Source organism: Lachnoclostridium phocaeense (genome assembly GCF_959599685.1).
Taxonomy (GTDB): Bacteria; Bacillota; Clostridia; order Lachnospirales; family Lachnospiraceae; genus Claveliimonas; species Claveliimonas monacensis.
The window spans coordinates 1-18,108 of the sequence record NZ_CAUGIN010000009.1; the positions used below are offsets into that span (position 1 = coordinate 1).

The 18,108-nt window shown below is 44.1% G+C and carries 16 protein-coding genes and 1 pseudogene; 16 read left to right on the forward strand and 1 reads right to left on the reverse strand.

Annotated features, from left to right (window positions below; genetic code table 11):
* From Q5911_RS05655 to rfbC, 12 genes and pseudogenes are all read left to right on the forward strand, one after another.
* A pseudogene (locus tag Q5911_RS05655) lies at window positions 1-262 on the forward strand (phospho-sugar mutase); the annotation flags it as partial.
* 121 nt (window positions 263-383) lie between these two features.
* Complete coding sequence (locus Q5911_RS05660; protein ID WP_303181593.1) at window positions 384-2,720, forward strand: type I phosphomannose isomerase catalytic subunit; 2,337 nt, start codon at window positions 384-386, stop codon at window positions 2,718-2,720.
* A 36-nt stretch (window positions 2,721-2,756) separates the two neighbouring features.
* Complete coding sequence (locus tag Q5911_RS05665; RefSeq protein WP_303181594.1) at window positions 2,757-3,533, forward strand: ABC transporter permease; 777 nt, start codon at window positions 2,757-2,759, stop codon at window positions 3,531-3,533.
* 9 nt (window positions 3,534-3,542) lie between these two features.
* Complete coding sequence (locus tag Q5911_RS05670; RefSeq protein WP_303181596.1) at window positions 3,543-4,277, forward strand: ABC transporter ATP-binding protein; 735 nt, start codon at window positions 3,543-3,545, stop codon at window positions 4,275-4,277.
* Window positions 4,278-4,289: 12 nt separating this feature from the next.
* Window positions 4,290-4,886 (forward strand): hypothetical protein, encoded by a 597-nt coding sequence (locus tag Q5911_RS05675; RefSeq protein WP_303181598.1) that lies wholly within the window; start codon window positions 4,290-4,292, stop codon window positions 4,884-4,886.
* Between the two features lie 21 nt (window positions 4,887-4,907).
* Complete coding sequence (locus Q5911_RS05680; protein ID WP_303181600.1) at window positions 4,908-6,224, forward strand: O-antigen polymerase; 1,317 nt, start codon at window positions 4,908-4,910, stop codon at window positions 6,222-6,224.
* 54 nt (window positions 6,225-6,278) lie between these two features.
* Window positions 6,279-6,824: a GerMN domain-containing protein gene (locus Q5911_RS05685; RefSeq protein ID WP_303181602.1), complete on the forward strand. Its 546-nt coding sequence runs from the start codon at window positions 6,279-6,281 to the stop codon at window positions 6,822-6,824.
* Window positions 6,825-6,842: 18 nt separating this feature from the next.
* Complete coding sequence (locus tag Q5911_RS05690; protein WP_303181604.1) at window positions 6,843-8,024, forward strand: MerR family transcriptional regulator; 1,182 nt, start codon at window positions 6,843-6,845, stop codon at window positions 8,022-8,024.
* Window positions 8,025-8,165: 141 nt separating this feature from the next.
* Window positions 8,166-9,062: a glucose-1-phosphate thymidylyltransferase RfbA gene (gene rfbA / locus Q5911_RS05695; RefSeq protein ID WP_076776986.1), complete on the forward strand. Its 897-nt coding sequence runs from the start codon at window positions 8,166-8,168 to the stop codon at window positions 9,060-9,062.
* A gap of 42 nt (window positions 9,063-9,104) precedes the next feature.
* Window positions 9,105-10,136, forward strand: coding sequence for a dTDP-glucose 4,6-dehydratase (gene rfbB / locus Q5911_RS05700; protein WP_191384170.1), 1,032 nt, complete (start codon window positions 9,105-9,107; stop codon window positions 10,134-10,136).
* Window positions 10,136-11,077 carry a dTDP-4-dehydrorhamnose reductase gene (gene rfbD / locus Q5911_RS05705; RefSeq protein WP_303181606.1) on the forward strand — a complete coding sequence of 314 codons (942 nt, stop codon included), beginning with the start codon at window positions 10,136-10,138 and terminating at the stop codon, window positions 11,075-11,077. The genes rfbB and rfbD overlap by 1 nt, the downstream gene beginning before the upstream one ends.
* Before the next feature lie 15 nt (window positions 11,078-11,092).
* Window positions 11,093-11,701 carry a dTDP-4-dehydrorhamnose 3,5-epimerase gene (rfbC, locus tag Q5911_RS05710; protein ID WP_303181607.1) on the forward strand — a complete coding sequence of 203 codons (609 nt, stop codon included), beginning with the start codon at window positions 11,093-11,095 and terminating at the stop codon, window positions 11,699-11,701.
* Between the two features lie 121 nt (window positions 11,702-11,822).
* Here the strand turns inward: rfbC and Q5911_RS05715 are convergent, their stop codons facing one another.
* Complete coding sequence (locus tag Q5911_RS05715; protein ID WP_303181609.1) at window positions 11,823-12,803, reverse strand: glycosyltransferase family 2 protein; 981 nt, start codon at window positions 12,801-12,803, stop codon at window positions 11,823-11,825.
* 250 nt (window positions 12,804-13,053) lie between these two features.
* On the opposite strand from Q5911_RS05715, the gene Q5911_RS05720 reads away from it, so the two are divergent.
* From Q5911_RS05720 to Q5911_RS05735, 4 genes are all read left to right on the forward strand, one after another.
* A complete protein-coding gene (locus tag Q5911_RS05720) occupies window positions 13,054-14,457 on the forward strand; it encodes an undecaprenyl-phosphate glucose phosphotransferase (protein WP_076776996.1) in 1,404 nt (467 codons plus the stop codon).
* 25 nt (window positions 14,458-14,482) lie between these two features.
* Window positions 14,483-15,580, forward strand: coding sequence for an LCP family protein (locus tag Q5911_RS05725; protein WP_303181611.1), 1,098 nt, complete (start codon window positions 14,483-14,485; stop codon window positions 15,578-15,580).
* A 50-nt stretch (window positions 15,581-15,630) separates the two neighbouring features.
* Window positions 15,631-16,542, forward strand: a complete 912-nt coding sequence (locus Q5911_RS05730; RefSeq protein WP_303181612.1) for a glycosyltransferase — start codon at window positions 15,631-15,633, stop codon at window positions 16,540-16,542.
* An 82-nt stretch (window positions 16,543-16,624) separates the two neighbouring features.
* Window positions 16,625-18,073, forward strand: a complete 1,449-nt coding sequence (locus tag Q5911_RS05735; RefSeq protein WP_303181614.1) for an LCP family protein — start codon at window positions 16,625-16,627, stop codon at window positions 18,071-18,073.
* The last annotated feature ends 35 nt before the right edge of the window (window positions 18,074-18,108 follow it).

Below are 18,108 nucleotides of genomic sequence, written 5' to 3' on the forward strand. Positions count from 1 at the left end.
TCCTAAGAAAATTGGAAGTTATTCTGTAATAAAGACCCGGGACTATAAAGAAGGGAAAAAATATGATTTAGTGACTGGGGAAAAGTCAGATCTATTTCTTCCAATTTCAAATGTTTTATATTTTGAATTGTCTAATGGAGCTTGGTGCTGTGCAAGACCATCAGGAACAGAGCCTAAAATTAAATATTATATAGGAGTTGTGGAAAGCAGCAGCGAGGAAGCAGATGATAAAATCAAAGAAATTCAAGATGCGTTGCTATAGAATGAAAAGCAGTGGGGCGGTGTCAACCGCCCTTTTTGTTTGGGGTATAAGTTATTGATGACTTGATTTTTAGTGTTAGCTTGCGTATAATGGTACTGTTTAAAGATTGGAGTATTTAGATATGAAATGTATCATTTTAGCCGGAGGAAGCGGCAATAGATTATGGCCGTTATCGAGAAATAATTATCCTAAACAATTTATTAATATAAAGAATAACCATTCTCTTCTTCAGGAAACCGTAGTGCGAAATATGCCTTTTTGTGATGAATTTTTGATTGTCACCAATAAGAAGTATAATTTTATTGTTGAAAATCAAATGAGAGTCTTTCAAGGTTTAAAATATCGTTGTATTTATGAAGAAGAAGCACGAAAAACAGCCCCGGCTATTATATGTGCAGCAATGCTTTGCAATCCTTCAGAAATTCTTTTGGTAGTTACAGCGGATCATCTGATCTGGGGAGAGAAATATCGAGAAAGTTTGGTGAAAGCAAAGTCGTTGATAAAAAGCGGAGCTCTTGTGCTTTTTGGAATAAAAGCGCAGTCGGCACATACTGGCTATGGATATATAGGATATGATAGCGATAGCGTTACCGAATTTCATGAAAAGCCGGATGTTGAAGACGCTGAAAGGTATGCGAAGTCGGAGAGATATCTTTGGAATAGTGGGATTTATATGTTTTATGCCGGAGATTTTCTTAATGAGATAAGGAAATATGCTCCGAAGATGTATGATGCCTGCATGGATGTTATGCGCAGAGTTGTCAGGCGAGGACATGAAATTACTCTCCCACAGGAATGGATGAAAGAAATTCCTGCGGGAAATCTGGAACCCGTTCTGGTGGAAAAAAGTCAAAATTTTAAAGTTGTAAAGTCTGAGTTTGGCTGGGTGGATGTCAGTGAATTGGAGTCATTGGATGATTATGCGGCAGTAGAGGATCATGAAAATGTAATTAGAAATAATAGTAGCAATACTATGGTAATTAATCGCAGTGATGATAAACTTGTTGTCGTAAATGATCTGAATGATGCAGTTGTCGTGAACACGGAGGATGCTGTATATATTTCACATAAAGGTTCTGCATTCCAGATTAAGGGAATTGTAAAAGAGAATTATGAAAAATATGAGAAGTTCTTCGAGGATAATGTACTTAGATATAGGGCCTGGGGGACGTACGAAATCCTAAAGGATACGCCTCATTATAGAGTGAAAAAGGTAACGGTATATCCAGGAAAGGCATTATCGCTTCACAAACATTGCCATAGAAGTGAACACTGGTCTATTGTATCGGGGACTGCTACAATTGTGCTGGAAAATGAAGCAAATCAATACATGCGGGGGACAAGTGTGGATGTACCTGTTGGCACTTTGCACCAGGTTTTTAATGATGGAGAAGAACCATTAGTTATTATTGAGGTGGCTATTGGAGAAAAAGTAGAAGAAACAGACATGATTAGTTATCCGTCTTCAAATGGGGCAAGGCGAAAAGATGAAGAGATAGTGAAATTGTTCCCTGCATTTAAAGACTATTTATGGGGAGGAACGAAATTAAGAGATCAGTTTAAGAAAGACTGTGACTATGACATTATTGCAGAAAGCTGGGAATTATCAGCTCATCCGGATGGTGAGAGCGTGATCGTAAATGGTAATTTCAAGGGCCGTCTTTTCTCGGACTATCTGCGGTCAATAAGTGCAGATGCATTGGGATGGAAATGTAAATCTTTTGATGCGTTTCCAATATTAATAAAATTTATAGATGCAAAACAAAGATTATCTGTCCAGGTCCATCCAGATGATGATTATGCGATGACTCATGAACATGAGTATGGAAAAAATGAAATGTGGTATATAATGGACTGTGACGAAGGGGCTACTATTTTTTATGGTTTTAAAAGAGCTGTCACTCCGACTGAAGTCAGAATGCACATCAATAATAATACCTTGACAGAGTTGCTAAATGAAGTGCCTGTTCATAAAGGCGATGTCTTTTTTGTTGAAGCTGGGACGGTCCATGCAATTGGTGCTGGAGTAATGGTTTGTGAGATACAGCAAAGCTCTAATTCGACATATCGATTATATGACTATGGCAGAGTTGATAAATATGGCAACTTAAGGGAACTGCATATTGAAAAGGCACTGGATGTTCTGGATTTCAGTGAAATGGAGAATATGGAGGGGACATCCTCTCAGACAGAAATACACAATGGTTATTCGGTGCAGCTGCTTGGTAAATGTAAATATTTTGAATGTATAAAGTACGATGTCAATGATAGTGCAGAAATTCTTGTTGATGAGTCTTCGTTTGTCGCTATAACTGTTTTAGAGGGAATGGGGACTATTATAGGGAATACCCGAAAAGGTTGCATTACTTATCAAAAAGGAGATACCTTCTTTATACCAGCAGGAAGCGGAAAAGTGAAAGTTGATGGTCAATCGGTTTTTATTTTGACGCATGTGTAATCGGAAAAGCAATATATGATTTTTGGAGGAAAGAGTGTGTCAAAATATATACAAAATTTTAAAAAGTTTCAGCCATTGCTAGAAGAACTGGTAGCAAGAGATATAAAAATTAAATACAGGAAGTCTGTTTTAGGTGTGTTATGGACATTGTTAAATCCGCTGTTAATGATGATTGTATTAACAATAGTCTTTTCCAATCTTTTTAGGTTTGATATTGAGTACTATCCTATATATCTGTTGAGCGGCCAGCTGGTATTTAACTTTTATAATGAGTCTACGTCAAATGCTATGTCTGCAATATTGGGAAATGCTTCACTCATAAAAAAGATTTATGTACCGAAATATTTGTTTGTTTTGTCCAGAATATTGTCCAGTGTGGTTAATTTATCAGCATCATTCCTGGCACTTATTCTTTTGATGCTGGTTATGCGGATCCCGCTCTACTGGACTGTGGTATTATTTATATTCCCGCTGTTGCTGTTAATTGTATTTTGCCTCGGAGTAAGCCTTTTGCTGGCTGCACTGGTAGTAAAATTCAGGGATATTATGCATTTGTATTCCGTTTTTACAACTGCGTTGTTATATCTTACACCGGTGATTTACACAATAACATTTTTGCCGGAAAAAGTTAGAATGCTTGTTATGCTTAATCCTATTACAAATTATGTGATTATGTTTCGGGAAGTAATGATGTATGGTAATATCCCGGATATAGGATCGTTGATTTTGGGAATTGCAGAAGCGTTTGTTATGTTGGCGATAGGATTAAGGGTGTTCTATAAAATGCAGGATGAGTTTATATTGAATATTTAGGAGAAATATATGGGACAGGATACAATTATTAAAGTAGATCATGTATATATGAAATTTAATCTTGCATCTGAAAGAGTTGACAATTTTAAGGAATATGTAATTAAAACTTTAAAAAAGCAGATTTCTTATGATGAATTCTGGGCGCTGAAGGATGTATCTTTTGAGGTTAAAAAGGGAGAGTCTCTTGGCCTGATCGGATTAAACGGAAGCGGAAAAAGTACTATGCTGAAAACGATAGCGGGAGTTTTGAAACCGACCAAGGGAAGTGTGGCTATTAATGGAAACATAGCCCCTTTGATTGAGTTGGGGGCCGGATTTGATATGGATCTGACAGCGCGGGAAAATGTTTTCCTAAATGGAGCGTTGCTCGGATACTCACGCAGAGAGATGCAGGAGTATTATGATGATATAGTCTCTTTCTCGGAATTGCATGACTTTATGAATGTGCCAGTGAAAAATTTTTCGTCAGGAATGGTATCACGTTTGGCTTTCGCAATTGCTACTATAGGAGTTCCAGATATTCTTATTGTGGATGAAGTACTTTCAGTTGGTGACTTTCGTTTTCAAGAAAAATGTGAGAGGCGTATTAAGGCAATGTTGAATCAAGGCACTACGCTGCTCTTTGTGTCGCATTCTATTGAACAGGTCATGATGCTTTGCAACAAAGTAGTCTGGTTGGATCACGGTGTTGTGAAAAGATTTGGCGATGCAAAGGAAATTGGAGAGGAATACAGCAGGTCATAAAAGGAGAAAAGAATGAAAAGAGCTTTTAAATATGCAGTACTAGTTATAATATTTGTAGGATTTGCTTTTTTGTATTCCCATATTAACAAACTGCATGCGGTGTATAATGAAGATGTTGATAATAGTGCATATCTTAATACAGGTATATTAGTCGACAACAATGTTAGTCAGAAATTTGTTGTAAGTGAAAATCGCCTGGATGGTTTGCGTATTAAATGTGTTACAATAGGTGAGACAAATGAGAGTATGATTGAATATGCAATTACGGATGTTGAGACCGGAGAACTGCTTCGTGAGGGGACTGTGGACGGGGCTCTTGCAGAAAATAACAAATTTTTAAATCTTTCATTTGATACTATTGAAGGGTGTAAAGGCAGAGAGTACGAAGTGACATTACATGTTACAGGCAGAGAAGACGCTGGGCTTGGCTTTTATCTGGAAAACAGTGAGGAAGATGTAGCTTATACTGTAGATGGAGAAAGCAGAGATGGTACAGTGATTATTAGAACTGTAACTTGGAAATTCGACTTGGAAACTTTTTTTGTGGTAATTCTATTTGAGATATATTTTGTTCTTTTTATCAAGGTCATGTATAAGTTGTTTAAATAGTATGGGACGGTTGCTTGAATTATGAATTTAAAACAAGAAGTCACGGTTTGGAGTATTATATATATACTTTCGATCATACTTTATTATACTGTCACACCTTATATTTCGGGCATTATTTTAATTTCTCTTGCTGTTACAATCTATGTTTATAGATATAAATGTACTTTGAATTTTGTGGACATGCAGGGGATTTTTGGATTGGCCTGGATTGGAGGACAAGGGCTGGCATGCTTTCAATTGAGTAGATTACAACAGCAATGGTCTGTTATCACATGGCTGAGCTTTGGAATCGCATATGTGGGTTTTGTGCTGGCATTTAGAGTAAAAAATAGTCTTGGAAGAGAGAAAATACAAGTTTGCTGCAGACGCGGATATGAGCAATATAGTACTCCGTTACTGCATTGTATTTTTGCAGTAGTTGCTCTTTCTCTAATGGCGTTCTTTTTAGAGGCTTACATTGTTGGATATATCCCAATTTTCGTTGATTTTGCTCATGCCTACTCTTATTTTCACGTATCCGGCGTTCATTACTTTACGGTGAGTTGTGTGTTTATCCCGGTGCTCTCTGTATTGTACTGGTTTTCGGGAGTGAAAAAAAAGAAAGTTGTTTGTTTGGTCCTGGCAAATATTATTGCTGTCGGTATTCCGGTGTTGTGTGTTTCGCGATTTCAGCTTATTTTTGAAGTAGGGTTTGCTGTTATTGCATATTTTACATTATCTTCAAAGATAAAGTGGAGGACGGTAATAGGATTGGGGATATGCCTTGTTATTGGCTATGGGGTACTTTCTGTATTTAGAAATCACGATGCATCATATTTAAATGATATATTTGAAATGAAAAATAGTGAATTGCCAGTTGCTTTTAGCCAGCCATATATATATATTGTAAATAATTATGAGAATTATAACTGTTTAGTTGAAAATTTGTCAGGTCATACATGGGGGCTGAAAATGCTTTTTCCATTATTTGGATTGACAGGATTGAAATTTGTATTTCCAGAATTAGTTACTTTTCCAATATATATTACTAAGGACGAATTAAATACTTATACTATGTTTTACGATGCATATTACGATTTTGGAGTGGTAGGCGTTTTTGCCCTGGCAGTACTTATTGGATTTGCCTGTAGAAAAATATATTATAAAATATACGGGAGTGAGAATCCGATATGGTTACTCATCGGTGGACAACTGATTTTCTATCTGGGATTATCTTTTTTTACCACTTGGTTTAGTCTTACAACCACCTGGTTTTGGATTATCCTAACTATACTGATGTATCTTTATATGAGGTTTTATACTGATGGGTATTCTGTGCGTGGGATGCTAAAACATTAGAAATAATATTCTCTGGCTAGGGAAAATGAAAAATACTTTGACGGAGGAAGTCAGATGAAAAAAAAGAAGTTCTTGTTTACAATTCTGATTTTTGCGATGGGATGTGCTTTATATGGCTGTAGTGGCGGTACGGATAAGGAAGAGAATGAATCGCAAACGGAAGTGCAAACGCAGTCACAGAATGAGAGTGGAAATCAAGATGAGCAAATAGAGGAAAATGCAAAAAATCAAGTCAGTGTCTATTTTGGAAATGCAGATGCCACAGCGTTTGAAACGAAAGACATAGAAATAGAGTCTCTGGCTCCGCAAAGTGTCTTAGGAGCTCTTGTGTCACAGGGAACTTTGACGGCAGATGTAGATATGCTTTCGTTTTCAATTAAAACTGTAGATAATAAAGATAGTATAGAACTGAATTTGAATAAAGCTTTTGCTACGTATTTATCTAATATGGACACCTCGGCAGAGTATTATGCGGTTGGAGCAGTGTGTAATACATTTCTTGAAGCATATGATTGCGATCAAATAAAAATAACAGTTGAAGGCGATGATCTCTCGACGACCCATGCCGAGTATCCGGGCTATCTGGCCAGATTTGAGTAAGGCTTGGGGGAGCAGGACATGAAGAAACCAGGCTACTATTCATCCGGCGAGTTCGCTCGCATGGCCCAGGTGACCCTGCGGACGATCCGCTACTATGATAAGCAGAATATTTTAAAGCCCTCGTATGTGACGGATGCGGGGGCACGTTTTTATACAGATGAGGATTTTGCAAGGCTGCAGCAGATCCTCCTTTTGAAGTATCTGGGGTTCTCCCTGGATGATATCCGGGAGATGACCATTGCGGATACGGATTATCATTTTATGCTGAATTCTCTGGACATTCAGAAGAAACTGATACAGGACCGGATCGAGCAGATGCAGCTGGTGGAACAGGCCATTGAGGACACGACCACGGCTATCCGGGAGGAGCATGCTGTGGACTGGAGCAGGATGCTGGATCTGATCCATCTTACCGGGATGGAGAAGAGCTTTAAGAACCAGTATAAAAGCGCCACAAATATTGCTGCCAGGATCAATCTTCACAGTCTCTATGCACAGAACAGGCAGGGGTGGTTCCCCTGGATCTATGAAAACTTGTGTATGGAGGATGGGATGAAGATCCTGGAGCTGGGATGCGGGGATGGGACTCTCTGGACGGAAAATAAGGAGAAACTTCCGGATCATGTGGCGGTGACCCTCTCGGATATCTCGGAGGGGATGCTGCGGGATGCTAGGCGTGCCATCGGGACGGAAGATGGAAGATTTTCTTTCCGGAGTTTTGACTGTCATCGTATACCGTATGGGGAGGAGCAGTTTGACCTTGTGATCGCCAATCACGTGCTTTTCTACTGCCAGGATGTGCAGGCTGTGTGCCGGGAAGTAAAACGAGTGCTGAAACCTGGCGGGAGGTTTGTCTGCAGTACCTATGGGCGGGAACATATGAAGGAAGTCAGCCAGCTTGTGCAGGAGTTTGATGAGAAGATCGTTCTGTCTGCGGACAAACTGTATGAGAAATTCGGAAAAGAAAATGGGGAAGAACTGCTGGAGAAGAGTTTCGCCAAAGTGGAGTGGCAGCAGTACCAGGACTGTCTTGTTGTCACGGAACCGGAGCCTCTTATCTCTTATGTGCTTTCCTGTCACGGGAACCAGGGCCAGTATATAGGTGAAAAGTATAATGACTTCCGGGCATTTGTGAAGAAGAAGACTGCGGAAGGATTCCGGATCACGAAGGATGCAGGAGTTTTTATTTGTGCAAAATGACTAAAATATTACAAAATGTTAAAAACACTTGAAGGTGACCTAAGGTCACCTTTTATAATGCAATTAAACTAATAAGATACGGCTTATCAGAAATACTATTTACCAGGAATACCAGATACAGGGTACCAAGGAGGTTTTGAAATGAAAGGTATTATTTTAGCAGGAGGATCCGGCACACGCCTCTATCCTCTCACCATGGTTACATCCAAGCAGCTTCTGCCTATCTATGACAAGCCGATGATCTACTATCCCATGTCTGTTCTTATGAATGCGGGTATCCGGGATATTCTGATCATCTCCACACCCCAGGATACACCCAGATTTAAAGAGCTGCTGGGGGACGGGCACCAGTTTGGCGTGCAGCTTTCCTATGCGGTGCAGCCAAGTCCGGACGGACTGGCCCAGGCGTTTATCATCGGCGAGGAGTTCATCGGCGATGATACAGTAGCTATGGTGCTGGGAGACAATATTTTTGCGGGACACGGACTGAACAAGAGACTTCGGGCTGCCGTAAAAAATGCAGAGGAAGGCAAGGGAGCCACAGTGTTCGGCTACTATGTAGATGATCCGGAGCGTTTCGGTATCGTGGAGTTCAACAAGGAAGGGAAAGCGATCTCCATCGAGGAGAAGCCGGAGCATCCGAAGAGCAATTACTGTGTCACCGGATTATACTTCTATGACAATAAAGTGGTAGAGTACGCCAAGGGCTTAAAACCCGGCAAGCGGGGAGAGCTGGAGATCACAGATCTGAACCGCATTTATCTGGAGGACGGACAGCTCAACGTGGAGCTTCTGGGACAGGGCTTCACCTGGCTGGACACAGGAACCCATGAGAGCCTGGTGGATGCCACCAACTTTGTCAAGACCATGGAGACCCACCAGCACAGAAAGATTGCCTGCCTGGAGGAGATCGCCTACTTAAATGGCTGGATTTCCAGGGAGGACGTGATGGAAGTGTACGAAGTCCTGAAGAAGAACCAGTACGGCCAGTATCTGAAGGATGTCCTGGATGGCAAGTATCAGGAGAACCTGTACTAATTTAGAATAAAAAAGTAAGCAACATAAAGGAGAAAAAACACTATGAATATTATTGTAACCGGCGGAGCCGGATTTATCGGGAGCAATTTTGTATTTCACATGTTAAATAAGTATCCGGACTACCGGATCATCTGTCTGGACTGTCTGACATACGCAGGAAATCTGTCCACACTGGCGCCTGTCATGGACAACCCGAATTTCCGTTTTGTAAAGGCCAGCATCACAGATCGTGAGGCTGTGTACAAGCTGTTTGAGGAGGAGCACCCGGATATGGTGGTGAACTTTGCCGCTGAGAGCCATGTAGACCGTTCCATCGAGAACCCGGAAGTGTTCCTTGATACAAACATTAAAGGAACTGCAGTGCTTATGGATGCTTGCCGCAAATACGGTATCCAGAGATACCACCAGGTGTCTACAGACGAGGTGTACGGCGATCTGCCGCTGGACCGCCCGGATCTGTTCTTTACAGAGGAGACACCGATCCACACAAGCAGCCCCTACAGTTCTTCCAAGGCGGCAGCAGACCTTCTGGTGCTGGCTTATCACAGAACATACGGCCTGCCTGTGACTATCAGCCGCTGCTCCAACAACTATGGTCCTTATCATTTCCCGGAGAAGCTGATCCCGCTGATGATCGCCAACGCGCTGAACGACAAGCCTCTGCCGGTATACGGAAAAGGCGAGAATGTCCGGGACTGGCTCTACGTGGAAGACCACTGCAAGGCCATTGACCTTATCATCCACAAGGGACGTGTGGGCGAGGTTTACAATATCGGCGGCCACAACGAGATGAAGAATATTGATATCGTAAAGATCATCTGCAAGGAGCTTGGAAAGCCGGAGAGCCTTATCACCTACGTGGAGGACAGAAAAGGACATGACATGCGCTACGCCATCGATCCTACAAAGATCCACAATGAGCTTGGCTGGCTGCCGGAGACAAAATTTGCAGACGGCATCAAGAAAACCATCCAGTGGTATCTGGACAACAAGGAGTGGTGGGAGACCATCATTTCCGGAGAGTATCAGAACTATTATGAGAAAATGTACGGAAACCGGGAGGAGATCAAATAATGAAAATATTTGTGACTGGCGTGGCAGGACAGCTTGGGCATGATGTGATGAATGAGCTGGCTGGCCGCGGCTATGAAGGAGTTGGCTCTGACATTAAGGAAGAGTACAGCGGCATCAAGGACGGCACTCCGGTGGAGTCTATGCCTTATGTGCCCATGGATATCACAGACCAGGCGTCTGTGGAGAAGGTCCTCACGGAAGTGAAGCCGGATGTAGTCGTGCACTGTGCAGCCTGGACAGCGGTGGATCTGGCCGAGGATGAAGATAAAAAAGAAAAAGTGCACGCCATCAATGTGGACGGTACAAAATATATTGCACAGGTATGTAAAAAGCTGGACTGCAAGATGATCTACTTAAGTACGGACTATGTGTTTGACGGTCAGGGTGAGACTCCCTGGGATCCGGACTGCAAGGACTACAAACCGCTGAACGTGTACGGAGAGACAAAGCTGGCAGGAGAGCTGGCTGTGTCTGAGACACTGGAGAAGTACTTCATTGTCCGCATTGCCTGGGTGTTCGGTAAGAACGGAAAGAATTTCATCAAGACTATGCTGAACGTGGGTAAGACCCACGACACACTGACTGTGGTGGATGACCAGATCGGCACACCTACGTATACATTTGATCTGGCAAGACTTCTGGTGGACATGCTGGAGACAGAGAAATACGGTTACTATCACGCCACCAACGAGGGCGGCTACATCAGCTGGTACGATTTTACAAAAGAGATTTTCCGCCAGGCAGTGGAGATGGGACATACAGAGTACAGTGAGGACCGTCTGACCGTGAAGCCGGTGACCACGGCAGAGTACGGTGTGTCCAAGGCGGCAAGGCCTTTCAACAGCAGGCTGGATAAAAGCAAGCTTGCGGCCAATGGCTTTACACCCCTTCCCACATGGCAGGACGCGCTGGCAAGATATCTGAAAGAGATTGAATTCTAAGGAGGCTTTTGGAAAATGGGACAGATCAAAGTAGAGAAAAATGCAGGCGGCATTGAGGGACTCTGTGTCATCGAACCGGCTGTACACGGGGATGCCAGAGGATACTTCATGGAGACATATAGCCAGAGAGACATGGAGGAGAACGGCCTGGACATGGTATTTGTACAGGACAACCAGTCCTGCTCCACAAAGGGCGTTCTCAGGGGACTTCACTTCCAGAAAGAATTTCCCCAGGGCAAGCTGGTGAGAGTCATCAAAGGTTCTGTTTTTGATGTGGCAGTGGATCTTAGAAGCGGCAGCGAGACATATGGCAAATGGTTCGGCATCGAGCTGACAGAGGACAACAAGAAACAGTTCTACATTCCGGAAGGATTTGCCCACGGATTCCTGGTGCTCAGCGATATTGCCGAGTTCTGTTACAAATGTACAGACTTTTATCATCCGGGAGACGAGGGCGGACTTGCCTGGAACGATCCGGAAATCGGCATTACCTGGCCTCAGCTTGAAGGAGAATATAAGGGAAGCGCTTCTGCGGAAGGTTATCATCTGGCAGATGGAACAGCGCTGAACTTAAGTGAGAAAGACCAGAAGTGGGCCGTGCTGAAGGATACATTTCACTTCTAATTAGCCATAATGTGTGAAAAATTAAAGAAATGACAGAGCGATGTACACAATTGTACACCAGTAAAATGCATTGGGGACGTAATACTTTTTAAAAGGATTACGTCCCCATTTCAAAATTGTTTTATTTGTGTCCCAGTTTTCTGCTGAACCAGTCCTTTGCGTAGGCGAAGGTGTGGGCGATCAGCTCCAGCTCGATCTTAATGTAGTTTCCCAGATGGCGGAGCCGGAAGGGAACTTTTTTCTGTTTGGAGAGGGTCTGAAATCCTTCTTTCAGCCCTTCCCGGTAGTCTTTGCCAAATCCGATTTTCATAAAGAAGATAGATTTGACCAGCCAGCCCAGGGCCAGGGGGATGAAGTTGAGGATCAGCTGTGCCAGGGGCATGTTCTTGTAGTTCAGATACACGCTGTTCCTTGCGGATAATTTTACCTTGAAGGAGTTGTACTTGGAGCCGCTTGTGCCGCTGCCTACATGATAGACAAGGGCAGTAGGACAGTACATATTTTTGTATCCATAGATCTTTGCCCGGTATCCCACATCGATGTCCTCCAGGTAGGCGAAGTGGGACTCGTCAAAGTATCCGATCTTCTCGAAGGCGGAGCGGCGGTAGATGGCGGCTCCGGCGCAGGCTGTGAAGATCTCATCCGGCTGGGTGTAGTTGGACACGGGTCTTCCGGTGCCGCGGCAGACGCCCCAGCCCATGAGGGTGTAGAGGTCTCCGGCGCTGTCTATGAGTTCCGGGTGATACATCTGGATCATTTTGCTGCTGACGGAGAAGATCCGTTTTGATTTTCGGATGGCTTTCAACATCTCTTCCACATAGTGGGGATCCACAGTGGTATCGTTGTTCAGGAGGATGACGTAGGGAGTGCGGGAGGCCCGGATCCCTTCATTTACCGCCCGGCTGAAGCCATAATTCTTATCCAGCCCAATACAGTGGATATCCGGATAAGTTTCTTTCATATATTCTATACTCCCGTCGGAGGAGGCGTTGTCCACCACAATGATCTCAAAATCTTTGCAGGTCTGCCTGTCCAATGATTCCAGACAGGGCTTCATGAAATGTTTCCCATTATAATTCGGAATAACGATGGTAACTTGCATGATTTGTTTCCTCTGTTCTTTGTCTCTGATTTTTCAGATGATTCATGTTAAATACTTATTGATTATACCAGAGACGGCGCTGAATTGCCATATGATCTTCATGAATATTTCAAAAGTGTTAAATAAATGTTAAGAAAAAATGTGTGGGGAAGTCTTGTTCATTCACTATATTTAGTGTATGATAGAACAGGATTTGATAGCAGTATGTCAAATAATGATAATGTTTATATAAAATTGAGGAAATTATAAAATGATAAAAGACAACCAAAGGTTCTGGAATGGACTGCACGTAGTCCTGGATGCATGTGTCATCGGTATATCTTATGTGCTTGCCTGGTATATCCGGTTTAAGTTTGGCGTGTTCCCGCCTTCGCCGTGGTATTTGTCGCTGCAGGAATATACACGGGTTCTCATCTTTGTGATCCCGGGATATCTGATCCTGTACTATATTTTCCAGCTCTATACCCCTAAGAGAGTGCAGGGGCGCAGGCTGGAGATATGGCACATCACGCAGGCCAACGCTATTGGCCTTATGGGGCTGATCCTTGTCCTCTATCTTGTAAAAGAGCAGAATTTCTCCCGAAGCATGCTCTTTGTATTTTTCTGTGTCAATGTCTTTGCAGAGGCGCTTATGCGCAATCTGATCCGAATTCTGCTGCGCAGTATCCGCAAAAAAGGGCTGAATCAGAAACAGATCCTTCTGATCGGTTACAGCCAGGCTGCGGAGGCGTACATTGACAGGGTGGTGGCGAACCCTTCCTGGGGGTACACGGTGCGGGGCATTCTTGCGGACAATGTGCCAAGGGGAACAGAGTACAAGGGGATCAAGGTGCTGGGACGGATCGACAATCTGTCCATCATTCTGCCAGAGAACCGGCTGGATGAGATCGCCATCACACTGGGCCTTGCAGAATACCATAAGCTGGCAAAGATCGTCAGCATGTGCGAAAAATCAGGCGTCCATACCAAATTCATTCCGGATTACAACAATATCATCCCTACCAAGCCATATACGGAAGATCTACTGGGACTTCCTGTGATCAATATACGCCATGTGCCCCTGAATAACCGGCTGAACGCCTTTATGAAGAGGTGTGTGGATCTTTTTGGCGCAGTGGTGGCGCTGATCCTGTTTTCACCGGTCATGGCTGTGGTGGCTGTGATCATCAAAGTTACGTCTCCCGGACCTCTGATCTTCAAGCAGGAGCGGATCGGCATGCGGAACAAGCCTTTCTATATGTATAAGTTCCGTTCTATGGTGGTGCAGGACGCATCTGCTGAGAAGAAGGCCTGGACGACCCAGAACGATCCCAGAGTGACGCCCATTGGAAAGTTTATAAGAAAGACCAGCATCGATGAGCTGCCTCAGCTTGTCAATGTGCTGAAGGGAGATATGAGCCTGGTGGGACCGCGCCCTGAACGCCCGCAGTTTGTTGAGCAGTTTAAGGAGGAAATCCCCAGATACATGGTGAAGCACCAGGTGCGCCCGGGGCTGACCGGCTGGGCACAGGTGAATGGATACAGGGGAGACACCTCGATCCGGAAGCGGATCGAGCATGATCTGTACTATATTGAGAACTGGACTCTTGGTTTTGACTTCAAGATCATTATCATGACGTTCTTTAAGGGATTTGTGAATAAGAACGCTTACTAGTTAACGGAAGATGACAGGAGATAGAATGAGCAAGAAGAAGAGATTGCAGAAAAAGCTGACCCGCGAGGAGCGGCGCCAGCTTCGTAAGAAAAAGAGAAGAAAACGGATTATCGTGCTTGTGATCGAGCTGATCATCCTGGCAGTTCTGGGAGTTGTGGCCTACGGCGTATTCAAGCTGGACAAACTGGATTTCAATATTCTGGACCAGAACAAGCTGGATGTTTATAAAGATACAGGGCCGTACACGAACATTGCCCTGTTTGGGCTTGACTCCAGGGAGGGAGAGCTGGAGGGCGGCGTCCAGAGTGATACCATTATGATCGCCAGCATCAACAACGAGACCAGCGATGTGAAACTCGTGTCCGTTTACCGGGATACGCTGCTTCAGCAGGCGGACGGTACATACGAGAAGGCGAATTCTGCCTATGCAAAAGGAGGACCGGAGGAGGCTATTAGCCTTTTGAATCGTAACTTTGACTTGGACATTCAAAATTACGCAAGTGTGAATTTTAACGCGCTAATTGACGTGATTGATGCGCTTGGAGGAATAGAAATTGATATTCAGGAGGAAGAATTAGAGTATATCAATGGCTACATAACTGAAATAGTAAACGTAACAGGTAAGGAGTCTCTTGGGGTATATGAGGCAGGGACACAGACTTTAAATGGCGTGCAGGCCACAGCGTATGCAAGAATAAGATATACGGCGGGAAATGATTTTAAACGTACAGAGCGACAGAGAACAGTGTTGTTAAAGGTGATAGAAAAGGCGAAACAAGCGAGTTTTTCGACATTGAATAAGATTGTTGATGATGTTTTTCCGCAGGTTTCTACAAGTTTTTCTTCAATCGAACTGTTGGGTTTTGCATCGAACGCTATGAATTATAATATAGTAGACACATCAGGTTTTCCGTTTGAAGTTACTACTTCCGAAAATGTGCAAAATCATAGTGGATCATATGTTGTACCTATTGACTTCTCGGAAAATGTTGTACAATTGCACGCGTACCTTTTTGGAGAGGAAGAGTATATAACATCGGATACGGTACAAAAAATAGATGATGATATTGTATATTTAACAGGAATAGATAGTGGAACTGAGGCTATACAATCAGACTATTAGTTGCCGAAAGAAGTAATTATAGCCCAGAAAGGGAAGGATAAAGGTAAATTTTGAAAAAGATAGAAGTTATTATACCTGTATATAAACCAGGAGAACAGTTCGAAAAATTAATCCTTCGGCTGAAAAAGCAGAGCTACCTTCCGGACAGGATCCATGTGATCAATACTGTGTCTGATCGTTTTCCGGCAAAGTTCTGTGAAGAGCAGGGGATCCATGTGACCCACATTGAGAAAGCAGATTTTGATCACGGAGGCACAAGAGATATGGGGATGCGCCAGTCAGATGCGGACATTGTTGTCTTTATGACCCAGGATGCAGTCCCGGCTGATCCCTTCCTCATAGAGCATTTGACGGCCCCTTTTGAGAGAGAAGATGTGGGGGCGGCATATGCCCGCCAGCTTCCAAGGAAGGACTGCCATATCATTGAGCGGTATACCAGGTCTTTTAATTACCCGGAAAAGTCAAGGCTGAAGGGAAAAGCGGATATACCGGTCCTTGGGATCAAGACATTCTTCTGCTCGGATGTGTGCGCGGCCTACAGCAAAAAGGCTTACGAGGAAACTGGAGGTTTTGAGAAGAAGACGATCTTTAATGAGGATATGATCCTGGCAGGACACATGGTTGAAAAAGGATACATGATCGCTTATGCGGCTGATGCCCAGGTGATCCATTCCCACAATTATACAGGGCTCCAGCAGTTCCATCGGAATTTTGATCTGGCTGTCTCCCAGGCGGAGCACCCGGAAGTGTTTGCGGGGATTGCATCGGAGAGTGAAGGGATACGCCTTGTGAAAAATACGGCCAGATATCTGCTGAGAGAAAAGAAAGGGTGGCTGATCCCCAAATTGGTATGGCACAGCGGGTGTAAATATTTGGGATACCGTCTTGGACGCAGTTACCGGAAATTGCCTCTTTGGCTTGTGAGAAAATGTACGATGAGCCAGAGTTATTGGGAAAAATAATTGCAGTTTTGGGAAAAATCATGTATAGTATAGAATGATATGTTCGGAAATCATGTAGTTTTTTAGCGAAAGGATTTTAGTAATGGCGAAAGAAAGAAAGCATTACCGGCGTGGACGCAGAAAGAAAAACCGGGGGTTTGCCTCTTGGTCTCTCGGAAAAAAGATTGCTTCTATTGTCGGAGGGACTTTTCTGGTTGTGGCAGCTGCCGGTGCAGTGCTGCTGGCCAGCAAGCTGGCAAAGATTGACACGGTGGAACTTGACGCAGACAAGCTGAATATTTCTGAGGAGGCCAGACAGAGGGGGACGGGATATCTCAACGTTGCCCTTTTTGGTGTAGATTCCAGGGAAGGTGAACTGGAGAAAGATACAAGAAGTGACACCATCATGATTGCCAGCCTCAACCGGGAGACATTGGAAGTAAAGATCTCTTCTGTATATAGGGACACACTTCTGCAGCAGACAGACGGGACACTGAACAAGGCCAATTCGGCCTACGCGTTTGGAGGCCCTGAAGCAGCGGTGGCGATGCTGAATGAAAACCTGGATATGGACATAGAACACTATGTGACTGTAAATTTTAATGCACTGATTGATGTGATTGATGCTGTCGGTGGTATAGAAATTGATGTACAGAATGAAGAAATCCAGTATATTAATGGATATGCTACAGAGATTATCAAGGTGACAGGGAAAGATTCTGCAGGGGTAAGCCAAGCGGGATTGCAAACTTTAAATGGAGTCCAAGCAACTGCTTATGCTAGAATTCGTTATACTACGGGCGATGACTTTAAGCGTGCGGAGCGACAGAGGGATGTGCTCGCAAAAGTGATCGAGAAGCTTCAGGGGGCAAGTCTTTCACAGATCAATAAGATCATCGATAAAGTGTTCCCGGAAGTGTCCACCAACTTTACCCTCACAGAGATCATGGAATATGCTCTGGATGCATTTGATTATAAACTTGGTGAGACAACAGGATTTCCTTTCGACAAGTCTACAGATACATTAAATAATATAGGAAGTGTGGTTATCCCGGTTACGCTGGAGAGCAACGTGCAGCAGCTCCACGAGTTCTTCTTTGGAACAGAAGATGGATATACACCTTCTTCTGCTGTGTCCACGATCAGTGGAAACATAGTGGCCAAGGCCGGGGATCGTGTGGCTGATACAGATGAGGACAGCCAGGCGATTATGGTGCAGCCCGAAGATGACTCCTCCTACGATTACAGCGGCGGTTATGATGACGGCTACAGTGACGATTCAGGATGGACCGGCGGCAGCGGAACCGGAGGCTCGGGTACCGGCGGCAGTGGAGGCGCCGGCGGCGGTGGAACCGGAGATGGAAGTGGAACCGGCGGCAGCGGCGGAAGCGGAGATGGAAGCGGTACCGGCGGCAGCGGCGGAACCGGAGACAGTGGAAGCGGCAGTGACAGCGGCAGCGGCGGAACCGGAGATGGCGGAAGCGGCAGTGACGGCGGCAGCGGCGGAACCGGAGACGGAAGCGGCTCTGGCGGCGGAGATGTGGCATCCTGATACGAAGGAAAGAGCGCTGACAGAGATTGAAATAT

Excerpts from the sequence above, each read along its gene's own strand:
- Q5911_RS05660 (WP_303181593.1), top strand. The coding sequence starts at position 384 with ATGAAATGTATCATTTTAGCCGGAGGAAGCGGCAATAGATTATGGCCG.
- Q5911_RS05670 (WP_303181596.1), top strand. The coding sequence starts at position 3,543 with ATGGGACAGGATACAATTATTAAAGTAGATCATGTATATATGAAATTT.
- Q5911_RS05675 (WP_303181598.1), top strand. The coding sequence starts at position 4,290 with ATGAAAAGAGCTTTTAAATATGCAGTACTAGTTATAATATTTGTAGGA.
- Q5911_RS05680 (WP_303181600.1), top strand. The coding sequence starts at position 4,908 with ATGAATTTAAAACAAGAAGTCACGGTTTGGAGTATTATATATATACTT.
- Q5911_RS05685 (WP_303181602.1), top strand. The coding sequence starts at position 6,279 with ATGAAAAAAAAGAAGTTCTTGTTTACAATTCTGATTTTTGCGATGGGA.
- Q5911_RS05690 (WP_303181604.1), top strand. The coding sequence starts at position 6,843 with ATGAAGAAACCAGGCTACTATTCATCCGGCGAGTTCGCTCGCATGGCC.
- rfbA (WP_076776986.1), top strand. The coding sequence starts at position 8,166 with ATGAAAGGTATTATTTTAGCAGGAGGATCCGGCACACGCCTCTATCCT.
- rfbB (WP_191384170.1), top strand. The coding sequence starts at position 9,105 with ATGAATATTATTGTAACCGGCGGAGCCGGATTTATCGGGAGCAATTTT.
- rfbD (WP_303181606.1), top strand. The coding sequence starts at position 10,136 with ATGAAAATATTTGTGACTGGCGTGGCAGGACAGCTTGGGCATGATGTG.
- rfbC (WP_303181607.1), top strand. The coding sequence starts at position 11,093 with ATGGGACAGATCAAAGTAGAGAAAAATGCAGGCGGCATTGAGGGACTC.
- Q5911_RS05715 (WP_303181609.1), bottom strand. The coding sequence starts at position 12,803 with ATGCAAGTTACCATCGTTATTCCGAATTATAATGGGAAACATTTCATG.
- Q5911_RS05720 (WP_076776996.1), top strand. The coding sequence starts at position 13,054 with ATGATAAAAGACAACCAAAGGTTCTGGAATGGACTGCACGTAGTCCTG.
- Q5911_RS05725 (WP_303181611.1), top strand. The coding sequence starts at position 14,483 with ATGAGCAAGAAGAAGAGATTGCAGAAAAAGCTGACCCGCGAGGAGCGG.
- Q5911_RS05735 (WP_303181614.1), top strand. The coding sequence starts at position 16,625 with ATGGCGAAAGAAAGAAAGCATTACCGGCGTGGACGCAGAAAGAAAAAC.